The sequence below is a fragment of the Loktanella sp. DSM 29012 genome (genome assembly GCF_900110705.1).
Classification (GTDB): domain Bacteria; phylum Pseudomonadota; class Alphaproteobacteria; order Rhodobacterales; family Rhodobacteraceae; genus Loktanella; species Loktanella gaetbuli.
This window is the reverse complement of the sequence record NZ_FOEJ01000001.1, coordinates 766,084-788,450: the sequence shown is the minus strand read 5'-3', so window position 1 is coordinate 788,450 and position 22,367 is coordinate 766,084. Positions and strand designations below refer to the sequence as shown.

Below are 22,367 nucleotides of genomic sequence, written 5' to 3'. Positions count from 1 at the left end.
GTTCTACGCTTATCTTCAATGCACAAGGAGGGATTGCGGAAAACTTCCGCGTATCTGGTCTTTGACCCCGGCATCCGTGCCGAAATCCAAGGCAGAACAAGCGATAAGGCGATCACCTGCCCAGATCGACGGCAGGCCCAGCAGGCAGGCACGGGGTGCCGCGTCCTCAGGCCGCACCGTGATTTGCTGCAAACCGTCCGCCCCCAGCGCACGCAGCACAGCACCTGTCAGGCCCTGCCCGACCGGCATCCAGCGCCCGTCCCACAGATCACCGCTGTGTGCACGGACCTGATGATCCGCGACGGCCTGATACTCTCGCGCGATGAACAGATGGGCACCTTTGGGCACGAGGATCGCGCCCTGAAGTGTAGTCGTGCCGCCAGCCAGCACCCTGTCCAGTGTCTGTGTCAGGGCAGAGAGCCTTGGCCGATAGACGGCCCCCGCAACCGCACCAATTGCACCGGCCAGGATCCGCAACTGCGTTTCAGCCTCGATCCGGGTCAGCGCGTCGCGGTTCAGTGCAATGCAACCCTGCGTCGTTGGCCGCATCATTGCGGTTGCGGCGTCATGTGCCCGCGCGGCCAATGCCACGCGCGCACGGGCCATGGCCTGCGCCGTATTGGCCAAGCGCACCGTGTCCAGCCCCTCTTGCCCGATGAGGTGTCGCATGCGAACCCGCGCGTAGGTCGCATCGTCGTTGGTCGGATCATCGACAAAGGGAATGTTCAAAACCTTGAGATAGTGGCGCAGTTCGTCACGCCCCAAGTGAAGCATCGGACGCACGATCTGCCAGCCCCCGGCGCCGCGCAAACCCGCCATCGCCGCAAGACCGTCGACGCCTGATCCACGTGCGAGCCGCATCAGCAGCGTTTCGGCCTGATCGTCGCGGGTATGCCCCAACAGGACCGGGCGACCCTGCGCCCAAGCGCCGATCAGCGCCCGGCGGCCATTGCGCGCCGCATCCTGAAGGTTGCCGTTCCCATCCCATTTCCACTGCAAGGTGTCGTGCGCAACGCCAAGCGTCGCGCATTCATCGGCAACCATCGCGGCCTCTGATGCGCTGGCGTCGCGCAGGCCGTGATCGACCGTGACGACCGACATCGACACGCCGAAAATCCGCGCCCAACCAGCGGCCAGGTGCAACAGCGCCATGCTGTCGCCACCGCCTGACACGGCAACGCCGATGGCATCCGGGAATTCAGGTCCCAGCAAATGCCCCATTTCACCGGCAAAGCGGTCAGGCAGACCTGTCAGGTGCATCCCAGCAGGCCGCGCGCGCTGTTCGCTTCGGCGACATAGGTGCTGTTGGGGAACCGCACACCGACCTCTGCAAGCGTGACGCAGGCATCGGGGATCTGTCCCACGTCACCAAGCGCGCGCCCCAGCCGGAACAGCGCCTCGGGTGCAAAGGGACCCTCTGGTTCGGCAGAAAACGCGGCCAGATAGGCGCGTGCCGCCTCGCCATTCTGACCCAGACCTGCCTGCGCCTGACCCAGTGCGATGTTGGCCTGCACCTCGAGCGGTGAACCGGGATAGGTGTTGCCAAAGGCCGCCAGCCGATCAACAGCAATCTGGAAATCACCCGCGGCCAGCGCCTGTTGTGCGGCCTCGAAATCCTGCTGTTCGCCCAGGGCAAGGTCGGGGGCCTGCGCCACAGGTGCGGCAGGCACCGGGATATTAGCCGCCGAATCCACGCCGCCCAGTGACGGTGTATCGCCCAGCAGCGCGATATCGCAGGTCGGTTCGAGTTCGCACAGGCGGAATTCCAGATCACCGACACGGTTGGTGCCGTCCACGGTGATCCGGTTGACCCGGAACTCCAGCTCTTCGGTCTTGGAGGTGAGGCGCTGCAACTCGGCCTCGATCGCGTTCAGACGATCAAGCGGGGTGCTGCCGGCCACGCCGGTCGACAGCGCACCACTGGCCGACAATTCACCGCGCAGCGCCTCAATGTCACCGTAAAGCACGGTCAACTGCTGCCGGATGTCGGCAAGGGTCGCGTCCTGCGCCAGCGCCGGACCCGCGGCGAGTGCGAGGACAACCGCCAGCACCCGCATCAGCTGAGCTGTCCGATCGAGATGACCGTCACCGCACGGCGGTTCTGGGCATAGCATGCCTCGTTCGAGCAGACCTCGACCGGGCGTTCCTTGCCATAGCTGACGGTCCGCAGGCGGTTGGCCGAAATCCCGCGCGAGATCAGGTATTCCCGCACGGCGTTGGCGCGGCGCGCGCCTAGTGCCAGGTTGTATTCGCGTGTGCCCTGTTCGTCGGCGTGGCCTTCGATGATGGCGAGGTAGTCGGCGTTGGTCTGCAACCAGCCGGCCTGCCCGTCCAGCGTGGCAATGCCCTGCGGGGTCAATGTGCTGGAATCGACGACGAACAGCACGCGGTCCCCGATGGTCTGCTGAAAGAATTCGGGGCTGCGCGGGTCAGAGGCCCCAGTCGCGACGCCTGCGGCATTGGCGTCCACGCCGCTGCCGGTCAGCGGGTCCATCCCGCCAAAACGGTCCGGGCGCGTGCAGGCAGATGTCGCCAGCGCAAGGCCGATCAGGGCCACTTTTGTTAAGATGTGCATTGTTTCAATGTCCTTGTTGAACCGCTCTTTGGTCGCAGACTATCACGCGACAGCGTATTTGGGAATCACGGTTGCAGCGGGCCCCAGGCTGGGTCTGACGCCCCGCCCTGCAACGGTACGGGTTTCAGGTTTCGCCCGGAAATATCTACCGAATACAGCTGGCTGGTGCCTGATGCGCCCTGTGTTTCGCGGGTGAACATCAACACGCGACCATTGGGGGACCATGTCGGCCCCTCGTCCAGGAAACTGGAGGTCAGCAGTCGTTCCTCTGATCCGTCGGTGCGCATCACGCCAATGTGGAACCGGCCCGCGTTCTGCTTGGTAAAGGCCACCAGGTCACCACGCGGCGACCAGACCGGTGTGCCATAGCGCCCGTCGCCAAAGCTGATGCGGCGCGGCTCGCCACCGTTTGCGGACATGATGTACAGTTGGCTGCCACCGGACCGGTCGCTCTCGAACACGATCTGGCTGCCGTCGGGGCTGAAGCTGGGGGCGGTTTCGATCGACGGTGCGCTGGTCAGACGGGTCGAGGCCCCGCTGCCGATGTCACCGATGTACAGATCGGTGTTGCCGCCATTCGCAAGGCTGTAGATCACCCGGCTGCCGTCACGCGAAAACCGGGGGCTGAATGCCATTTCGCCGGGGGCCGTCGGCAACTGTCGCTGCGAAACAGAGCCCACGTCGAGAATGTTGATCCGGGGAAAGCCCGATTCGTAGCTGGTATAAAGCACACGGTCGCCGTTGGGCGAAAACCGGGGGGCCAGCACCAGCGACGAACTGTCGGTCAGAAACTGCACGTTCGCCCCGTCGTAATCCATGATCGCCAGACGTTTCAGGCGGTTGTCCTTGGGGCCTGCCTCGCTCACGAAAACGACGCGGCTGTCGAAATAGCCGGACTCGCCCGTGATGCGGGAATAGGCAGCATCGGCGACCTTGTGCGCCATGCGGCGCCAGCCCTGGGTCGTGCCGGCGAATTGCAGGCCCTGCCCCAGTTCGGCCCCGGTAAAGATGTCATAGAGACGGAATTTCACTGTCAGCTGTGATCCGTTCACCGCAACAGCACCTGAGATGACGGCCTGTGCATTGATCGCGCGCCAGTCCGGATAGGCGGGTGGCGTCCCAAACGGGCCCAGCTGGCTGATATAGGCGCTAGCGGGGATTTCGCGAAACAGCCCCGTGCCCGTCAGATCCTGCGCGACCAGGCCGCTGATATCGGCGGCAAGCGCCTCTGCGCCCGGTGTTTCGGCGGTGAATGTCGGCACCGCAAAGGGCAGCGGTTCGATCACGCCGTCGGTAATGGTCAACCGCAGCGGGCCGGACTGCGCCAGCGCCGGCAAGGTCTGCCCGATTGATGCAATGGCCATCAGCCCCGCGATCACAACTGCCTTCAATGTCATACCCAATCCCTCAACCACGGGCGTTTTCCGCCCTTTTGCGTCATTCTGCGCAGGTTAACAGCGCAACCGTGTCACCGCCATCACGACTTGGCGATTTCCCGCCTACCGCAACCGCATTCCGGACGGGTCAAAGGTGATTTCCACCTCCCGCCACTGGTCGTATTTTTCCGCAGGCAGATCATAGCCGTCCTGCCCCTGACAACGCAGGATCGCGCGGCGGGCCGCCTGATATGCGATTTCCGTGGCGGCGGCGTCGCCACCCATCGCGCCGACCTGCCGCACGTCGCCCGTCACGCGGCCAGATTGGTCGAGATCAAATGCCACCGTCGTCGTCACCATCGCCGCCTGAGAGCCCGGATCGACGTTCCAGCACGCGTTCACCGCCACGCGGAACCCCTCTTGTTCTGAGGGCGTCATCGGCGGGCCGGGTGCCAGATCCGGTTCCGGGGCCGTTACCGCGGCCGCCGCCGCAAGGGCCGCGGCAATCGCGTCCTCGTCCGTCTGCGGGGCCGGATCGGGTTCGAGTTCCGGCGCGGGGGCCGGGGTTTCCTCGGCGACCTCAACCTCGGGCTCGGGCGCGGGCGTCGGGCGATTTGGGCGTTGCGGCGGGCGCGGTGCCTCGGTCACGCGGCCTGTGGGTGTTTCCGCCTCGGTCACGATTTCGGTCACCGCTTCTTCGGGTGCGGTTTCTTCCTGTGCTTCTTCGACCACGGGGGCATCGGGGGCGGCATCGGGGGCGGCCTGCTGGCGCACGACCTCATCCGGGGTCGCATCAGGCGGCGGCGGGGCAACGGGCTGGGCCATGACACGGGTAGACGGGCGCGGGATCGCGCGTGGTGCGTCGTTCAGGTTCGGTGCGGCGACCACCTCGTCCTGGACCGGGCTGGGTGCGACGGGTGCCTGCGTTTCGGGTGGCACTGGCAGCGCATCGGTTGCAGGTGGCGGCGGGGCCTCGGCCACGGGTGGTTCGGGCGGCGGCGGCGGCGGCGGCGGCGGCGGCACCTCATCCGGGGTCGGCGCATCCGGAGTCTGTTCGACAGGCGGTGCCACGGGCGCGTCCGGGGCCACGTCACTGGGGTTCGGCGTGGTGGCGCTGACGATGGCCGCATATTCCTCGGAGGTCACGATGGACACGTCCGACACCTCGAACGGCATGGGGTCAGCCTGAAACCCCCAGCCCCCGACCAACCAGATCAAGAGAGCCGTGTGTCCCACCGCCGAAACCGTGCTGCCGGGCGTCCATTGCATGGGATCAGCCGTCCGTGCCCATCAGGTCCGGCCCGCCGATATCCGTCACCAGACCGATGTTGTTGAACCCAGCCGCATTCAGCGCACCCATGATCTGTGCGACACGGTTCCAGTCGTTGGCCCCATCGGCCCGCAGAAAGATCCGGTCGCTGGCCCGTTCGGACGCAATCCCCTGCAGGCGCGCGATCAGATCAGCCTGATCCACAGGCGTATTCTGGATCGACAACGCACCGGATGCGTCGATGGTGACGGTCAGCGGTTCCTCGTCGTCGCTGGGCAGTGCATTGGCCGCCGTTTCAGGCAAGTCCACCGGCACGCCCACGGTCATCAGCGGTGCGGCCACCATGAAGATGATGAGCAAGACGAGCATCACGTCCACGAATGGAGTGATGTTGATTTCCGCCATCGGCTGGGCGCGGCTGCGGCGACGCCCGCGTCGCCCGCCGCCCCCTCCGTCGGATTTCTGAACACCGGCCCCCATGTCAGCTGTCCAGCTGGCGGCTGAGGATGGTGGAAAATTCGTCGGCAAAGGCCTCGAACCCGGCGATGATGCGGTCGGCATCAGCGCTGAGCTTGTTGTAGTAGATCACGGCGGGGATGGCCGCGAGCAGGCCAAGACCCGTGGCCAAGAGCGCCTCTGCGATACCGGGGGCCACGACCGCAAGGTTGGTGTTCTGGGATTCCGCGATCTGGATGAATGAATTCATGATTCCGAACACTGTGCCGAACAGGCCCACGAACGGGGCCGTCGATCCGGTTGTCGCCAGCACGGGCAGGCCCTTTTGCAGTTTGGCCGCTTCCTTGGCGATGGCGACATCCATGCTGCGGTCGATCCGCGCCTGCGCGCCCGCGATCAGATCGCCGTCCTGTTTGTGGCTGCGCCGCCATTCGGTCATGCCCGCGGCAAAGATGGTTTCAGCCGACCCCTGAGGTGCTGCACCAATGTCGTCGAACAATTGATCCAGCGGTTCGCCCGACCAGAACATCGCGTCAAAGGCATCGGATTCGCGCCGGGCACGGCGATATTGCAACGTCTTGTCCACGATGATCGCCCAGCACCAGACCGAGGCTGCGACCAACGCCAGCATGACGAGTTGTACGAGGATGGTCGCGTCCGCGAACATGCTCCACATCGTGAAATCGTGTGTCTGTTCCATGTGCCTGCTCTGTGTTCGGCCCCTGCGGGGCTCTGTGTTGGGCGCGTGTATACGGCAGATTCTGCGCCGGGTCTAATCAAACAAGCGCCATCGGCGCCCTGCCGCGCGCGGCGATTCCACCTGTCCGGTATCGCTTGGGCGCTGAATTTCGATGCGCCAGCCCGCGAACACCGCCCAATTTTCGGGCAACGCGGGCGCACCACGCATTTCTGACCCGGCCTGCGTTGCACAGCGCCATCCCCTGCCCGCTACTGGGATGGCAGAGCACTTAGGGTTCCGTTGTCGCCCGCGACAAGCCTGGTCCAAGAAGAGCTACCGCGCCGGCAAATTCCGGGGCGGCACACGGCGGGGCAAAATCCCGGGAGGCTACTGCGCAGGTTTTGGCCGCGCTCATTGTCTCTTGTTCCGCCAGCGCGGCGAAATCCATCTGGACAACAGGCGGGACGCACAACGGGGAAAGTCATGAAATTCAAGAACATTCTATCCGCTGCGGCGCTCTCGGCCGGACTGGCGACTGCGATGGCGCAGCCTGCACTGGCTCAGGAAAAAACAGATTTCAAACTGGCATGGTCGATCTACGCGGGCTGGATGCCCTGGGGCTATCTGTCCGACAGCGGGATCATGGACAAGTGGGCCGAAAAATACGGCATCACGGTCGAGATCGTGCAGATCAACGACTACGTCGAATCCATCAACCAATATACCGCCGGTGCCTTTGATGGTGTCAGCGCCACCAACATGGACACGCTGTCGATCCCAGCAGGCGGTGGCGTCGATACAACGGCCCTGATCATCGGTGACTATTCCAACGGCAACGACGCGGTCATCCTGAAGGGCGAAGGCACGCTGCAGGATCTGGCAGGCAAGCCGGTCAATCTGGTGGAACTGTCGGTTTCGCATTACCTGCTGGCGCGGGGGCTGGACACGGTCGGCCTGTCGGAATCCGATCTGGACGGTGTCATCAACACATCTGACGCGGATATGATCGCGGCCTATGCGACCGACGACGTCAGCGCCGTGGTCACATGGAACCCGCTGGTGTCCGAAATCACGGCGTCGAACCCGGATGCGAATGTGCTGTTCGACAGTTCGCAAATCCCCGGTGAAATCCTGGACCTGATGGTGGTGAACACGCAGACGCTGGCCGACAACCCTGATTTCGGCAAGGCCGTGGTCGGTGCCTGGTACGAGGTCATGGGCCTGATGGCCGCTGGTGACGAAGAGGCGTTGACCGCCATGGCAGAGGCAGCGGGCACCGATCTGGCCGGGTATCAGGCGCAGCTGGCCGTGACAGAGATGTTCTATGATCCTGCCGATGCCGTCGCACAGGCCGCGTCGCCCGATCTGCCGACCACGATGACGACGGTTGCGGAATTCCTGTTCGACAAGGGCATTCTGGGTGTGAACGCGCCCAGCGCCGATTTCGTGGGCATCGCCTATCCGGGTGACGTGGTGACGGGCGACGCGGATAACGTCATGTTCCGGTTCGACACCACCTACATGCAGATGGCCGCCGACGGCGCGCTGTAAGCCTCTGGCGCGCGGCGACCGCGTCGCGCGCCCCCAATTCCCGTCATTCATGCGACCCCTGACCGGAGGCTTGTCATGCGACTGATCAACCGTATTCCATCACGCCGCAGCGGTATCATGCTCGCCGCGCTGCCGTTCATCGCGGTGATGATTGCCTATGCGATCAGTTCGGACATCCGGCTGACGGCCAACCCGAATGACAAACTGTTGCCCGCACCCGCCACGATCCTGGACACCGCGATCCGGCTATTCACAGAGGCCGACCGCCGCAGTGGTGACATCCTGTTGTGGCAGGATACATGGGCCTCATTGCAGCGCCTGCTGCTGGGTGTCGGCATTTCGGCCGCTATCTCCCTGCTTGCGGGCATGGCCATCGGACTGCTGCCGCTGGTCCGGTCCGGCTTTTCCAGCTTTGTCTCCGTGGTGTCGATGGTGCCGCCGCTGGCGCTGCTGCCGATCCTGTTCATCGTGTTCGGACTGGGCGAGCTGTCAAAGGTCGTGCTGATCATCGTGGGCATCACCCCGTTCATGATCCGCGACCTGTCGCAGCGCGTGCTGGACATCCCCACCGAACAACTGATCAAGGCGCAGACCATCGGTGCATCGTCACTGGTCATCGCCCTGCGCGTGACACTGCCGCAAATCCTGCCGCGCCTGATTGCAAATGTGCGCCTGTCGCTGGGGTCAGCCTGGCTGTTCCTGATCGCGGCCGAGGCTGTGGCGTCGGATGTGGGACTTGGCTACCGGATTTTCCTGGTGCGCCGCTACCTCGCGATGGACATCATCCTGACCTACGTCATCTGGATCACGCTGCTGGCGTTTCTCATCGACTGGGCGCTGAAAACGCTGTCCCGCCGGGCGTTCCCGTGGCTGGAGGCCGGGCTATGAGTTTCGTCAGCGTCCGCAACATTTGGCAGGCCTACGGCGACCGGTCGATCATCGAACGGGTCAACGTCGAGGTCGATCAGGGCGAATTCATTTCGATCGTGGGTGCCTCTGGCTGTGGCAAATCCACCTTTCTGCGGCTCTTGTTGGCGCAGGAACGCCCCACACGCGGCGAGATCAGCATTGATGGCGGCCCGCCTGCGGTCGAGCCGAACGTAGAGCGCGGCGTGGTGTTCCAGCGCTATTCCGTGTTCCCGCACCTGACCGTGCGCGACAACCTGATGGCCGGCACGGCGTTCAAGACGCGGTTTGGTTTCCTGCGCGGTGCGGCACGACGTCAGGCGATGCAGGACGCGGACGAGATGCTGGTGCGGATCGGGTTGAACCACGTGGCCGACCAATATCCCGCATCGTTGTCGGGCGGAATGCAGCAGCGACTGGCCATCGGACAGGCGATGACAGCGAAACCGCGCGTGTTGCTGCTGGACGAACCATTCGGCGCACTGGACCCCGGCACGCGCCTGCAAATGCATGCGTTTCTGATGGAACTGCGCGCGCTGACCAACATGACCGTGTTCATGGTGACCCACGACCTCGAAGAGGGGTTCAAGCTGGGCGACCGTGTGCTGGTCTTTGATAAGCCCCGCTGGGACCCGCATGATCCGGGTCTGTTCGGGGCCACGATCACCTACGACTTTGACGCCCGCAACGGCGGCATTCCCCACCAAATCCAAACGGAGGACACCCATGTTTCCTGATACAGGCCCCCAGAACAGGCGCAGCAGGTCGCACCACCCGCGCGATCTGGCCCAGCGGATCAACGCGCAGGGCAAACGCCAGCACCATCCGGACCTGACCCAGCTACAGGGCTGGAAGGCCATGCAGAAAGAGGGCGACATTCCCACCGGCCGCGCCGACGAGGAACGCCGCTGGGCGCTGCGCATGGGTCTGACCGGGGCCGACGCGATCGAGGACAAATCCATCCCGACATTTGCCCGCGGAGAACTGCCGCATTTCGCCGGGATCAACACCTTTCTCAAGGCCCCCTATGCAGAGGATGTGCTGGAGGTGGCCAATTACGACGCCACGATCCTGGGCATCCCGTTCGACGGCGGCACAACCTACCGTCCCGGCACGCGGTTCGGCCCGCAGGCGCTGCGCAAGATCTCGGCGCTGTATACGCCGTATAATTACGAGATGGGCGTTGATCTGCGCGAACAGATGACGCTGTGCGATGCCGGCGACGTATTCACGATCCCCGCTAATATCGAAAAATCCTTTGACCAGATCAGCCGTGGCGTCAGCCATGTGTTCAGCTCCGGCTCGCTGCCCATCATGATCGGCGGTGACCATTCCATCGGCTACCCTTGTCTGCGCGGCATCGCGGAATGCACGTCCAAGAAGATCGGCATCGTGCATTTCGACCGCCACGCCGACATTCAGGAAAAGGACCTGGACGAACGGATGCATACCACGCCGTGGTTCCACGCGACCAACATGCCCAATGTATCGGCCAAGAACCTTGTGCAGATCGGCATCGGTGGTTGGCAGGTCCCGCGCGAGGCGGTCAAGGTCGCGCGTGAACGCGAGACCAACATCATCACCATGGGCGACGTCGAAAAGATGGGGATCGACAAGACCCTTGAGATGGCGCTGGACATGGCCTGGGACGGGGTCGACATGGTCTATCTGTCGTTCGACATCGACAGCATCGACTGCGGTTTCGTCCCCGGCACCGGCTGGCCCGAACCGGGCGGTTTCCTGCCGCGCGAGGCGCTGGCGCTGGTATCCGGCATCGCCGCAGAGGGCATCTGCGGAATGGAACTGGTCGAGGTGTCGCCCCCCTATGACACCTCGGACATCACGGCCCTGCTGGGCACACGCGTGATCGTGGATGTGCTGGGGTCCATGGTCGCCAGCGGCAAGATGGGCGCGCACAAACAGCATATCGACAAGCCCGTTTCCATCCCGCACGGCGAATTCAGCGGCAAGAGGTGGTCCAATGCCACATGATCACGGCCCGGACGGGCATCATCACCACCATGATCATGCGCCTCATGGCCATGGTCACAACCACGCGGACGGCGATCACCTGCACAGCCACATGCATGAACATGACGCGGCGGCAGATCTGCAGGTCCTGACCGCGCAGTTCATCGACGGCTACGTGCAGGCGCGTGACAAGTCGGCCTACCTCAAGCTGGCCGGCGTGCCGTTTGAACGCCCCGCCGCCGCAGGACCCAAGGCGCTGAAACTGATCGACGTGGAGTTGAAAACCGAATGGCAGGTCGGGACAGCATCACCGTCATTCGGATCACGCGAGCTGAGCTATCTGCCCTTTCCCGGCCAGATGGTGACAGAACGCACCAACATGTCCTTGATCTATGTCTCGATGGATGAAAAATCCGTCTTGGACATCCGCGATTTTCTATCCCAACGCAAAAAGGAAATAGACGCATGAAATACCTGTCACTGACGATCGCAGCGATTTTGGCGGCCTCGCCCGCGCTGGCCCATGGCGGCGCACACATCCATCCGCATGGGATGGAAATTCCACTGTCGCTGATGGGCGGTATCATCGCGCTGGCGGCCTATCTGGCCTGGCGCCGCATGTGATCCTTGGGGCCGCTGCACCGCAATTGCGGCAGCGGCCCTAACCGTGCGCCCGCAACAAGGTGGTGACCGCGCGGTTCACCTTGCTGGGCACATCCGGATATGGCAGGCCCGACAGGCCCAACTGCGCCCGCTTGAACCCGTGCCCTTCGAGCAAGGCAATGAAATCCTCGGCAATCTCTTGTGGTGCGAATTCCGTCTTAAGTGCACCGCAATCCTTGGCCTGACCGAACATCCGCGCCAGATCATCGAGCGTCTGCTGGAACGCAGCATCGTAAAATGTCAGGCCCATGTCTGGGGCATGACGCGCCTCTTCGTGGATCAGGCAGGCGAATGCCACGGTCTCGGGGTCGTTGAGAAAGGTCAGCAGACGCGTTCCGAATGCCGTCAGTCCGTCTTGCAATTCCGCCCGCGACGTGACCGCCGGCGGGTTGGCGTCGCGAAACCGGCAGACCTCTGCCGTTGCGACGCAGCCCAACAGATCGGTCATGTTCTGAAAGTAGCGATAGATCGTCGCTTTGGACACGGCGGCCTCGCGGGCCAGCATGTCGGTGGATACTTTTTCGAAGCCATGTTTGAAAAACAGACTTCGAGCAGCGGCCAGGATACGGGTTTGTGACGGATTTTGGGTCATTAACGAACGGTAGGGCGCACCTGCCCGAATTGAAAGTGGGAACCTCACGGCAAAACAGACGGAACTTCCCCCCTTGCCACTGCCGGATGATGGGTTAAGTACTGCGCCGTACTCTACGATGGAGATTATTTATGCTTCGCATTGCCACGGTCCTTTTTGCTCTTGCTGCCGCTGCACCACTGTCCGCCCAAGAGGCCGAGGCGCTGACACCGTCGGGTGATCCCGCCCCGATGAGGGCTGTGAAACTGATCCGTGCCGCTGGCGAAAGCGTGCTGACCGACAGGACATTCTTTGGTCAGGTCGTTGCGTTGGAAACGGTCGATCTGTCATTCGAGGTCGGCGGCCAGATGACGATGTTCGACGCCCAAGAGGGCCAGTTCCTGCAAAAGGACGTGCAGATTGCAGCATTGGACGTGGGGCCATTTGAACGGGCGGTGGAACGGGCACAGATCAACCTGACGCAGGCCGAACGCGCCCTGTCCCGCGCTGAAACCCTGGCCGCGACGAACGCCGTGTCGGCCACACAGGCCGAGGACGCACAAACGGCCCGTGATCTGGCTGCCGTCGCCCTGCGCGAGGCCGAGGATGCGCTGGCGGACGCCAGCCTTCACGCCCCGTTCGAGGCATTGGTCGCGTCGCGTCTGACGCCGAATTTCGCCATCGTCAGCCCCGGTCAGCCCATAGTCCGCCTGCATGACATGTCAGAAGTCCGCGTCGAAATCGACGTGCCGGAACGCCTGTTTCAGAATGTCGACGAGGGCAGCGATCTGAAATTTACCGGGTCGTCTCCGCTGTTTGCCGCCCCCGTCCCGCTGGAGTTGCGCGAATTCAACGCCGAAACCCAGAACATCGGGCAAAGCTACCGGGTCACATTGGCCCTGACGCAGGACGACGTGCCTCCGGCGATCATTCCCGGCGCATCCATCACCGTGACAGCGACCCTGCCATTGGGTGACGAAAGTCTGGTGATGCTGCCGCCATCCGCGGTGTCCTATGACAATGGATCACCCCGCGTTCTGGTCTATACGCCCAACCCCGGTGGCACCGACGGAACCGTGGCATGGCAACCGGTCGAGGTCGGTTCTCCGAACGGGACGGACCTGCTGGTCAGCGGCATCGCAGGCGACACGCAGATCGTGGCCGCCGGCCTGCAAATGCTGACCGAAGGCGAAACCGTGCGTCCGTTCATTGGCCTGACGGTGGAATAGACCCATGAAAATCGCCCGCTTTTCGATCGAATCTCCCCTCTACACCTGGATGTTCATCCTGTTCGCCATTTTTGGCGGATTGTTCGGCTATATGTCCGTCGGCAAGCTGGAAGACCCGACCTTTACGCTTAAGAACGCGCTTGTCATCACGCCCTACCCAGGTGCGACCTCGGCCGAGGTGGCCACCGAAGTATCAGAGGTGCTAGAGGCCGCGATCCAGCAGATGGACGAGGTCAAGAACGTCACATCGCGCAACACCCAGGGCATGTCGGTCATCGAGGTCGAGGTCGAGGATCAATACGATGGCGATACACTGCCGCAGGTCTGGGACGACCTGCGTGACCGTGTGTCAGATGCACGTGCATCCCTGCCAGCGGATGCGCTGCCATCAACCGTGAACGACGATTTCGGTGATGTTTATGGCATCCTGTATGCCGTAGCGGCCCCCGGCTATAGCGATTCGGAAATCTGGGACATCGCCAGTTTCATGCGCCGCGAACTGCTGACCGTGGACGGCGTGGCCAATGTCCAGCTGCAGGGCCTGCCACAAGAGGCGATTTTCGTCGAACCGTCATCGCAGACACTGTCGCAGCTGGGGGTCGATCCGGCGGTCATCATCGGCGCGATCAGCGATTCCACCGCCATCAACCCGACCGGTTTCGTCAACAATGGCAGTGCGAATCTGCAAATCCAGGGACCATCGGCAGAGGACAGCGTGCGCGAAATCAGCGGTCTGACCTTTGGTTTCGGCGGCGAGGTCCTGAACCTGCTGGACATCGCGGACGTCAAACGCGCGCGCATTGAAAATCCCGATCACATCCTGCGTCACAATGGTCAGGAGGTGTTCACATTGGGCGTGTCGGGCCTGGTATCTGAAAATATCGTCGATGTCGGTCGCCGGGTCGAGGCAGAGCTGGCCGTGCTGGAAACGCTGCTGCCTGTCGGCGTCGAAGTCAGCCCGATCTACGAACAACACCGGGTTGTGGACGAGGCCAACAGCAACTTTCTGGTGTCGCTTGCCATGTCGGTCGCGGTCGTGATCGTGGTGCTGGCTGTTTTCATGGGCCCCCGCGCGGCGGTCGTCGTCGGTGCCTCGCTGCTGCTGACCGTGCTGTCGACGTTCTTTTTCATGTATCTGTTCGACGTCAAGGTCGAACGCATCAGCCTGGGTGCTCTGATCATCGCGATGGGGATGCTGGTCGACAACGCCATCGTGGTGGCCGAAGGCATGCAGCAGGAAATGCGCAAGGGCAAGAATTCGCGTGATGCAGCGGATATTGCCACGCAGAAAACCCAGATCCCGCTGCTGGGGGCCACGATCATCGGGATCATGGCCTTTGCCGGGATCGGCCTGTCGCCCGATGCGTCCGGCGAATTCATGTTCTCGCTGTTTGCGGTGATCGGCATTTCGCTGCTGCTGTCGTGGATCGTCGGCGTGACGATCACCCCGCTGCTGGGTCACTACCTGTTCAAGGTCGGCGGGCTGGATGCAGACGATTCCGGTTACAACGGCCCGGTGTTCCGCACCTATGGCAAACTGGTCCGCTGGGCACTGAAATTGCGCTGGCTGGTGATCGCAGGCCTGCTGGGCACGACTGTCGCCTGCATCATGGCCTTTGGCCAAGTCAAACAGCAGTTCTTTCCTGCGGCGACGACACCCATCTTTTACCTTGAATACAAAGCCGCACAGGGCACCGCCATCGAGGAATCGTCCGCCGATATCGCCGTGGTCGAGGACTGGCTGCTGGCCCGAGACGACGTCGAAGCTGTGACCGCAACAGTCGGGCAAGGCCTGTCGCGCTACGTGCTGACCTACAGCCCTGCCCGCGCCGACAGTTCCTATGCCCAGCTGGTGATCCGTGCCACATCCCCCGAGGCGATCCCCGCCCTGCGCACAGAGCTGGATCAATTCGTGATCGAAGCGCTGCCCTGGGCAGAGCTTCAGTCGAAACGCATCATCTTTGGTCCCGCGACCGGTTCGGATATCGAGGCACGCTTTTCTGGTCCCGACCCTGCCGTACTGCGTGAACTGGCCGCGGAGGCAGAGGCGATCCTGCGCAACAGCACCGACTTGCTGCACACCGAACACAACGACTGGCGCGAGGTCGAAATCACAACCCGCCCGATCTATGCAGAGGATCGTGCACAGGCGGCAGGCATCACCCGCAGCGACGTGGCGACTGCAATTGCCCTTGCGACCAACGGCATTCCTGCCGGCACCTACCGCGAACGCGACCGGCTGATCGACATTATCGTGCGCAAACCCCGCGACGAGGCCGAACGCGACAGCCAGCTGCTGGACCAGATTGTCTACAGTCAGGCCATCGGAGGCTATCTGCCACTAAGCCAGGTGGTGGACGGTTTCACCGTCGTGCCGGAAAACCCCGTGATCGAACGGCGAAACCGCGTCCAGACCATTTCGGTGCAAGGCAACGTCATCGAAGGTCTGACGCCGCCCACCGTGTTCGCCGAGGTGCGTCCGCTGATCGAGGCAATCGAGGTTCCGGCTGGCTATGAAATGGAATGGGGCGGCGAATTCGAGAGCGCAGGCCAGGCACAGGAATCGCTGGGTCGGCAGATGCCGCTTTCCTTTGGGACGATGTTGCTGATCACCATCCTGTTGTTCGGCAAGTTACGCCAGACGGCGGTCATCTGGACCATCGTGCCCATGGCGATCAACGGTGTGGCGATCGGCCTGCTGTTGTCGAACATTCCCTTCAGCTTTACCGCGTTGCTGGGCCTGCTGTCGCTGTCGGGCATGTTGATCAAGAACGCCATCGTTCTGGTCGAGGAGATCGATGCGCAAAAGGCCGAAGGCCTGCCGCAACATGAGGCCATCGTCACGGCCAGTGTCAGCCGTCTGCGGCCCGTGGTTCTGGCCGCGGCAACCACGATCCTGGGTATGGTGCCGCTGCTGTCCGACAGCTTCTTTGCGGCGATGTCCGTGACGATCATGGGCGGTCTCGGCTTTGCCTCGGTCCTGACGCTGGTGGGTGTCCCGGTCCTGTATCACACCTACCTGCGCAAGGAGCGGATCGCCGACAAGAAGGCCGCCGACGGGGCCGTGCCGGCCCCCGCCTGATGCCTACGGGGGCGCGGCCACGGTATCACGTGGACGCGCCTGCCGGGTCATGACCCGGATGCAGCAGGCCGCGGCCCCGCATCGCCAGCCGAGCGGCGCGCCACGGACCAATTCAGCCCCAGCAAGAGCGCGATCAACAGCGATCCGACGATTTCGACGGTCAGGTTGGGCCAGAACAATGCGACGACACCGGGCACCAGCAATATACGCATCCAGACCGACATCGGCCCCCACAAATAACCTTCGAGCGCGGCGGCAAAGGCGACCAGACCCAATATGGCAATGGCCCCTGACCACAGCACCAGCGGCAATGGCCCGCCCAGAATGATTTCCGGATTGAACACCATGAACAGCGGGATCAGGTACAGGCCCTTGGCATATTTCCACGCTTGCACACTGGTTTCCATCGGTTTTGATCCCGCGATCGCAGCACCGGCAAAGCCTGCCAAGGCGACTGGCGGCGTCACGTTACTGTCCTGCGAATACCAGAACACGACCAGATGCGCGATCAGGATTGGCATGCCGAACTGTTCGGTCAGAGCCGGGCCCACGAGGATGATCAGGACGATATAGGCTGCCGTCACTGGCAGCCCCATGCCCAGAACCAAGCTGGCCAGCAGCACGAGGATCAGCGCCAGAACGATGTTGCCACCCGAAAATGCGATCATCATCGCCGAGAATTTCAGGCCCAGACCCGTCAGGCCCACGACACCCACGATGATGCCTGCAACAGCGCAGGCCACGGACACCGCGACGGCGTTGCGCGCGCCCAGATCCAGTGCCTCGAGTGTCAGCGCCACACCGCGACGGCACATCGCGACGAACCGGTCTGCCGTTGGCCCGTTACGTTGGAAATCCCACAGCGCGCGTGCCGATGCCGCCGCCATGATCGCAAGGATCGCATAGAAACCGACACGCATGGGCGAATAGCCCGCAACCAGCAGAATGACCAAGGCGACGAGTGGCAGCAGGAAATGCCACCCTTCGGCCAGCACCTTGCGCACGCTGGGCAATTCCTCTGCGGACAGGCCCTGCATTCCCTGTTTCACGGCGGCGATATGGACCAGCAGGTAGACGGTCCCGAAATACAGGATCGCCGGGAAAATCGAGACCAAAACGATGTCGACATATGGCATCCGGGTGAATTCGCTCATCAGGAATGCGCCCGCGCCCATCAGCGGTGGCATGATCTGCCCACCGGTCGAGGCAGCAGCTTCGATCCCGCCAGCCTGCGCCGGGCGGTAGCCCAGCCGCTTCATCAGGGGGATCGTAAATGCGCCGGTCGTCACCACGTTCGCAATCGCCGATCCTGAAATCGATCCCATGCCGGCGCTGGCGATCACCGCGGCCTTGGCCGGTCCGCCGCGCTGCTTGCCCGCAGCGGCATAGGCCAGGTCGATAAAGAATTTGCCCGCGCCCGTAACTTCGAGAAAGGCACCGAACAACACAAAGATGAAAACAAAGGTCGCAGCCACGCCCAGCGGAATCCCGAAAATCCCCTCGGCACCCAGCGTCATCTGGCTGGCCAGCCGGTCCAGCGAATAGCCCCGGTGATTGAGGATGCCGGGCATCCAGTCCGCCAGAAACGGCAGCTCGCCGCGGTTGCCGGCAAAGGCATAAACGATAAAGAACGCGCCGATCAGCGTCATGCCAAGGCCCACGGCCCGGCGCGCGGCCTCGAGCACGACGATGATCGTGACGATGCCCATCCAGACGTCGATGGGACGCGGGAAAATCTGGTTCGCAATGGTGTCGATATTCAACGGCACCCAGGCCCCCGCGGCAATCCCTGCGAGGATCAGCACACCATCGATGGCCCAGCCCAAGGGACCCCGCGCCTTGCCACGGCCAAAGGCGGGATACAGCAGGAAACACAGGACCAGAACGAAACCCAGATGGATGGGACGCTGGAAAAACAGACCAAGCGGCTGCACACCGGCGGCATAGAGCTGGAACAGCGACAGCGCGATCCCGATCACGGTGATTGCGCGGATGACGAACCGCGGTTGCGGCACCTCGGGTGCGGGAATGTCAGGTATCGTCGTCATTATTCGTATTTCCTAAAAGGGCAATCCGTACCCGTTCACGCGGGGCAACCGCCGACAGCGACACGACCGTGTCACCGACCTGCAAACGATGATCGACAGGGCCGAGTCCGGGCCGCAGAATATAAGCGTTCCCCGGCACAGGCTCGTTGATATCTAGGATAAAATAGCCGCCTTGTCCGTCCGTGACCTGCCGTCCGCGACCCGGGATGTGGTCCAGTCCGGCGGCGAAATCGGGCAGATGGGCATGCACCAGAACCATGCGCCCCGCCCTGTTTTCATAGCAGTCCGACACCGGGAACCCCTTAACGGAATGGTTCCAGAGCACGCACCACTCTGTGCCGTCGGCCACAACAAAGCGCGCGATTTCGGTGCCATCCGCGCGGGTCGCGACAAGCGCGTCCGCCAATGCCACGCATGGCAGCAGCCAAATGAAAAGGGAGAGGACAATGCCCCTCCCCCCTCGTTGGTCTGCAATCATGGACGCAGATCGTCAGGAATCGTCACGCCGATTTCTTCGTAGTACCGGATCGCACCGGGATGCAGCGGGACTGGTGTGGCGGACATTGTGAACTCGACCGTTGTTTCGTTCGCCGCCGGGTGGATCGCCTGCATGTCCGCGATATTCTCGAACATGGCCTTGGTGATCGCATAGGCCACGTCGTCGGTCATTTCCGACGACACCGCCAGGACGTTCGGAATGCCCAGAACGGTGATGTCTTCGTCCACACCGTTGTAGCTGCCACCGGCAAGGGTCGTCGTCGCAAAGGTGGAATCCGCATCCATCGCCGCCTGCAATTCAGCCTCTGACAGGGCGATGATCGTGATGTCCTGCGTGGTCGCAAGGTTCAGGATCGACGAGGTCGGCGCACCCACGGACCAGAAACCCGCGTCGATGTCGCCGTTGGCCAGCGCATCGGCTGTTTCGTTGAAGTTCAGGCGCTGTTCGTCGATATCGTCATAGCTGATGCCATTGGCCTCGAGGATGGCATTGGTGTTGACCTCGGTGCCGGAACCGGGCGCACCAATCGACACGCGCTTGCCGTTCAGATCAGCCAGGGATGTGATGCCGGACCCCTCGAGTGCGACGATGTGCACCATGTTTGCATAAAGCGACGCCAGACCACGGATCATCGGCAGCTGCTGGCCCTCAAACCGGCCGGTGCCGGAATAGGCCTGTGCCACGGTGTCAGCCAGACCGATGGCCAGATCGGCGTCACCGGTGGCAATCAGACCCATGTTCTCGACCGATGCACCCGTGACCTCTGCAGTCGCGGAATAGCCTTCGATGTGGTTGTTGATGACTTCGGCAAGGCCACCGCCCATCGGATAATAGACCCCGCCTGTACCACCAGTGGCGATGGACAGCTGCTGCTGTGCCACTGCCGGCGCAGCAAGGCCCATCGTCACAATCGCCGCGGTTCCGATCAGGCCCAACGGCCCACGCAAGACTTCTTTGAACATATCGTCCTCCCAAATCGGGTGTGTCACCCAAGGTTTGACCCGGCTCCTCCCGGGTTCGTGGGAACGATACAGATTTCTGAACGGAACTGGACCCCTTTTTTCACGCCCTATCAGAGACCGTCCGCCGCAGGCCTGCGACAGGACAATTTGAGTCATGGCTGAGAGACTGGTGCGTCCGCGTTTTACGATGTTGTACGCGAGCCCGCGCAGACACCACGCACGGCATCCTTGGCGCGAATCATCGAGCCTGGGCAGATGTCAGCGCACGAGGACCGCACGGAAATCATTGACGTTCGTCAGGGTCGGTCCTGTCCGGATCAGATCGCCCGTCGCATCGAAAAACGCGTAGCTGTCATGGCTTGCAAGACAGGCCTTGGCATCGGCACCGACGCGACTGGCGCGCATCAGCACATCTGGTCCGATCATGGCACCGGCTGCGTCTTCGGTCCCATCAATACCATCCGTATCTGCCGCCAGCGCATGTATCCCACGGTGGCCGTTCAGTGCGATGGCAAGGCTCAGGAGGAATTCGGTATTGCGCCCTCCGCGACCGGGGATGGTGCCACTGGTCGAAACAGTCGTTTCACCACCTGACAACAACACGGTGGGCCCAGATGCAGGCGTGGCCTGCCGTGCCACCCATTTGGCCATGCCCGACATGGCAATTCCCAATTCCCGCGCTTCCCCTTCGAGGGCATCGCCCAAGATCTTCGGCGTGACACCTGCGTCGCGGGCAACCTGTGCTGCGGCCTCCAGCGACAAGGCGGGGGTGGCAATCAGGCGGTAATCGCATGCAAATGCAGGCACGTCCCGGACAGGCTGCAAAAGAATATCGCGCGCGGCAGTGGGCAGGTCCGGGTCGAGCCGATCGACGAGATAGCCCAGATTTTCACCCGCCGTCGGGTCAGGCACCGTCGGACCGGATGCGATGGCCGCCGGATCATCGCCCGGGACATCGGATATGGCCAAGGTCACCAGTCGGGCCGGATGCACGGCACGCGCAAGACCGCCGCCCTTGATCGCGGACAGCCTGCGCCTGACCTTGTTCATGTCGTCGATCGTCAGGCCCGACGCCAACAGCAGTTTGTTGACGGTGATCTTGTCCTGCAATGTCAGCGGATCGACCGGCATCGGCAACAGCGAAGAGCCGCCGCCGGACATCAGCGCGATCACAAGATCATCCGCACCGGCAGCAGCAGCCGTTTGCATGATCTCGCGCGATGCGGCCAGCCCTGCGGCGTCCGGGACGGGATGCGATGCCTCGCGCACCTGTATCCGGGTCGTGGGCACTGCGTGACCATAGCGTGTGACGACGACGCCTGACAGATCCACATCCGGCCAGGCCCGTTCAAGTGCCAGCGCCATCGCAGCGGCGGATTTGCCGGCCCCGATGACGATGCAGCGGCCCGCTGGCTTCGCGGGGAGGTGCGAGGCCAGAACGGTCGCCGGATCTGCTGCGGCGATCGCTGCATCCATCATCCGGCGGAGCAGCGCCACTGCATCGTCATCGGTCATTTGCAAACTCTCAGATATTTTCGCCGCGGATCGCTGCACAGACGGCGTCGGTCGCGCCCTGCGTCGTGGCTGTATCACCAATATCTGGCGACATGATACCATCTGCGCAAACCTTTTCGACGGCACGCATCAATAGTCCGGCTGCCGCGGTTATCTGGACCCGCGAGGGCTGGCTGTATCTGGCGGTCATCTTGGACCTGCACTCTCGCCGCGTCATCGGCTGGGCTGTCGGCAACCGATTGAAGCGCGACCTGGCGATCCGGGCGCTGACGATGGCGATCGCACTCAGGTCGCCGCCCAGAGACTGTATCTTCCACAGCGACCGCAGCAGCCAATATTGTTCGCCCGATTATCAGTCGATCCTGCGTCAGCATGGCCTACGATACCATGGACGACCCCAAAAACGATGAATTTCGGCGGATGGTGTGCGCTTTCTTGACAGCGTTTTCCTCGGAGCCTCTCCACTCCGCCAAGCGTAGCACGGGTGGGAACACGTCTCGAAATCGGCTACGCGTCTGATGGTGGGCCCGGACGTCATCATCCGGGCGATCCAGGAGCGGCGCATCGTCAGGATCGGAAACCATGCCGACTTCGATGGTTATGAGGCACTGGACGTCTACCACGATGAGGTCTGCTCGGACCTTTCGCCTGAGACATCTTCCAACCAGGGCATCGAGCTGTTTTCGAAATCGGTCGGCATCGGCCAGCCGATCCGCATGAAACGCCTTGTCATCAACGGCCATACGCCCGCGACCGAGATGGCCCATCCGAAGTTGAAGACGAAGCAGTTCTTCATCACCCGGGACGATGCAGTCGCCTTCCACCGGCGCTTTTACACGCCACGGACGATGGCGCAGGCCCACGGCAAGAGTTGGCAGTCCATGACGGCAACCTTGAAAGCGACCGGTGTCGAGGCCTTCTCGCCCGACGGCGAAGATTATGGCTCGCTGTACTTGCGCCACGACGTCGATCGCGCTTTTGCGTAACTACTTGATGCAATGCGTAAAAGACGAA

General features: G+C 62.7%; 21 protein-coding genes, 1 pseudogene and 1 riboswitch. Of the genes and pseudogenes, 10 read left to right on the top strand and 12 right to left on the bottom strand.

The features are described from left to right. Nucleotides 1-15: 15 nt before the first annotated feature. From tilS to tolQ, 7 genes are all read right to left on the bottom strand, one after another. Nucleotides 16-1,260, bottom strand: a complete 1,245-nt coding sequence (gene tilS, locus BMX27_RS03940; RefSeq protein ID WP_090158546.1) for a tRNA lysidine(34) synthetase TilS — start codon at nucleotides 1,258-1,260, stop codon at nucleotides 16-18. Beyond that, nucleotides 1,251-2,057, bottom strand: a complete 807-nt coding sequence (locus tag BMX27_RS03935) for a tetratricopeptide repeat protein (RefSeq protein WP_090158545.1) — start codon at nucleotides 2,055-2,057, stop codon at nucleotides 1,251-1,253. The genes tilS and BMX27_RS03935 overlap by 10 nt, the downstream gene beginning before the upstream one ends. Beyond that, complete coding sequence (pal, locus tag BMX27_RS03930; RefSeq protein WP_090158544.1) at nucleotides 2,057-2,575, bottom strand: peptidoglycan-associated lipoprotein Pal; 519 nt, start codon at nucleotides 2,573-2,575, stop codon at nucleotides 2,057-2,059. The genes BMX27_RS03935 and pal overlap by 1 nt, the downstream gene beginning before the upstream one ends. Before the next feature lie 65 nt (nucleotides 2,576-2,640). Beyond that, on the bottom strand, nucleotides 2,641-3,972 hold the full coding sequence (gene tolB / locus BMX27_RS03925) for a Tol-Pal system beta propeller repeat protein TolB (protein WP_090158543.1): 1,332 nt from the start codon (nucleotides 3,970-3,972) through the stop codon (nucleotides 2,641-2,643). Between the two features lie 102 nt (nucleotides 3,973-4,074). Further along, on the bottom strand, nucleotides 4,075-5,220 hold the full coding sequence (locus BMX27_RS03920) for a hypothetical protein (RefSeq protein ID WP_090158542.1): 1,146 nt from the start codon (nucleotides 5,218-5,220) through the stop codon (nucleotides 4,075-4,077). Between the two features lie 4 nt (nucleotides 5,221-5,224). Next, nucleotides 5,225-5,701 (bottom strand): ExbD/TolR family protein, encoded by a 477-nt coding sequence (locus BMX27_RS03915; RefSeq protein WP_056032874.1) that lies wholly within the window; start codon nucleotides 5,699-5,701, stop codon nucleotides 5,225-5,227. A gap of 1 nt (nucleotide 5,702) precedes the next feature. Next, nucleotides 5,703-6,377: a protein TolQ gene (tolQ, locus tag BMX27_RS03910; RefSeq protein ID WP_172794869.1), complete on the bottom strand. Its 675-nt coding sequence runs from the start codon at nucleotides 6,375-6,377 to the stop codon at nucleotides 5,703-5,705. Nucleotides 6,378-6,634: 257 nt separating this feature from the next. Continuing rightward, a riboswitch (guanidine-I (ykkC/yxkD leader) is annotated at nucleotides 6,635-6,744 on the top strand. 95 nt (nucleotides 6,745-6,839) lie between these two features. Between tolQ and BMX27_RS03905 the strand changes: the two genes are divergently transcribed. From BMX27_RS03905 to BMX27_RS16685, 6 genes are all read left to right on the top strand, one after another. Beyond that, nucleotides 6,840-7,907, top strand: a complete 1,068-nt coding sequence (locus BMX27_RS03905; RefSeq protein ID WP_090158541.1) for a putative urea ABC transporter substrate-binding protein — start codon at nucleotides 6,840-6,842, stop codon at nucleotides 7,905-7,907. Between the two features lie 75 nt (nucleotides 7,908-7,982). Then, on the top strand, nucleotides 7,983-8,795 hold the full coding sequence (locus tag BMX27_RS03900) for an ABC transporter permease (protein WP_090158540.1): 813 nt from the start codon (nucleotides 7,983-7,985) through the stop codon (nucleotides 8,793-8,795). Continuing rightward, on the top strand, nucleotides 8,792-9,550 hold the full coding sequence (locus BMX27_RS03895) for an ATP-binding cassette domain-containing protein (protein WP_090158539.1): 759 nt from the start codon (nucleotides 8,792-8,794) through the stop codon (nucleotides 9,548-9,550). Before BMX27_RS03900 ends, BMX27_RS03895 begins: the two co-directional genes overlap by 4 nt. Beyond that, nucleotides 9,540-10,805, top strand: a complete 1,266-nt coding sequence (locus BMX27_RS03890; RefSeq protein ID WP_090158538.1) for an agmatinase family protein — start codon at nucleotides 9,540-9,542, stop codon at nucleotides 10,803-10,805. Before BMX27_RS03895 ends, BMX27_RS03890 begins: the two co-directional genes overlap by 11 nt. Beyond that, nucleotides 10,795-11,253: a hypothetical protein gene (locus tag BMX27_RS03885; protein ID WP_090158537.1), complete on the top strand. Its 459-nt coding sequence runs from the start codon at nucleotides 10,795-10,797 to the stop codon at nucleotides 11,251-11,253. Before BMX27_RS03890 ends, BMX27_RS03885 begins: the two co-directional genes overlap by 11 nt. Then, nucleotides 11,250-11,408, top strand: coding sequence for a peptidase M23 (locus BMX27_RS16685; RefSeq protein ID WP_143056776.1), 159 nt, complete (start codon nucleotides 11,250-11,252; stop codon nucleotides 11,406-11,408). Before BMX27_RS03885 ends, BMX27_RS16685 begins: the two co-directional genes overlap by 4 nt. 37 nt (nucleotides 11,409-11,445) lie before the next feature. Here the strand turns inward: BMX27_RS16685 and BMX27_RS03880 are convergent, their stop codons facing one another. Further along, nucleotides 11,446-12,039, bottom strand: a complete 594-nt coding sequence (locus tag BMX27_RS03880; protein ID WP_090158536.1) for a TetR/AcrR family transcriptional regulator — start codon at nucleotides 12,037-12,039, stop codon at nucleotides 11,446-11,448. A gap of 131 nt (nucleotides 12,040-12,170) precedes the next feature. Here BMX27_RS03880 and BMX27_RS03875 point away from each other — a divergent pair, with 131 nt between their 5' ends. Both BMX27_RS03875 and BMX27_RS03870 read left to right on the top strand, forming a co-directional pair. Continuing rightward, nucleotides 12,171-13,247, top strand: a complete 1,077-nt coding sequence (locus BMX27_RS03875) for an efflux RND transporter periplasmic adaptor subunit (protein WP_090158535.1) — start codon at nucleotides 12,171-12,173, stop codon at nucleotides 13,245-13,247. 4 nt (nucleotides 13,248-13,251) lie between these two features. Further along, on the top strand, nucleotides 13,252-16,329 hold the full coding sequence (locus tag BMX27_RS03870) for an efflux RND transporter permease subunit (RefSeq protein ID WP_090158534.1): 3,078 nt from the start codon (nucleotides 13,252-13,254) through the stop codon (nucleotides 16,327-16,329). A 47-nt stretch (nucleotides 16,330-16,376) separates the two neighbouring features. Here the strand turns inward: BMX27_RS03870 and BMX27_RS03865 are convergent, their stop codons facing one another. From BMX27_RS03865 to BMX27_RS03850, 4 genes are all read right to left on the bottom strand, one after another. After that, entirely contained in the window at nucleotides 16,377-18,377 is a 2,001-nt protein-coding gene (locus BMX27_RS03865) for a TRAP transporter permease (protein ID WP_090158533.1), read from the bottom strand. Next, nucleotides 18,361-18,789 (bottom strand): DUF1850 domain-containing protein, encoded by a 429-nt coding sequence (locus BMX27_RS03860; RefSeq protein ID WP_256212387.1) that lies wholly within the window; start codon nucleotides 18,787-18,789, stop codon nucleotides 18,361-18,363. The genes BMX27_RS03865 and BMX27_RS03860 overlap by 17 nt, the downstream gene beginning before the upstream one ends. A gap of 62 nt (nucleotides 18,790-18,851) precedes the next feature. Next, nucleotides 18,852-19,838 carry a TAXI family TRAP transporter solute-binding subunit gene (locus BMX27_RS03855; RefSeq protein ID WP_090158531.1) on the bottom strand — a complete coding sequence of 329 codons (987 nt, stop codon included), beginning with the start codon at nucleotides 19,836-19,838 and terminating at the stop codon, nucleotides 18,852-18,854. Nucleotides 19,839-20,096: 258 nt separating this feature from the next. After that, complete coding sequence (locus tag BMX27_RS03850) at nucleotides 20,097-21,353, bottom strand: glycerate kinase type-2 family protein (protein WP_090158530.1); 1,257 nt, start codon at nucleotides 21,351-21,353, stop codon at nucleotides 20,097-20,099. A 152-nt stretch (nucleotides 21,354-21,505) separates the two neighbouring features. Here BMX27_RS03850 and BMX27_RS03840 point away from each other — a divergent pair. Beyond that, nucleotides 21,506-21,736: pseudogene (locus BMX27_RS03840) on the top strand (DDE-type integrase/transposase/recombinase); the annotation flags it as partial. A 135-nt stretch (nucleotides 21,737-21,871) separates the two neighbouring features. Next, nucleotides 21,872-22,339, top strand: a complete 468-nt coding sequence (locus tag BMX27_RS03835; RefSeq protein WP_256212386.1) for a hypothetical protein — start codon at nucleotides 21,872-21,874, stop codon at nucleotides 22,337-22,339. The last annotated feature ends 28 nt before the right edge of the window (nucleotides 22,340-22,367 follow it).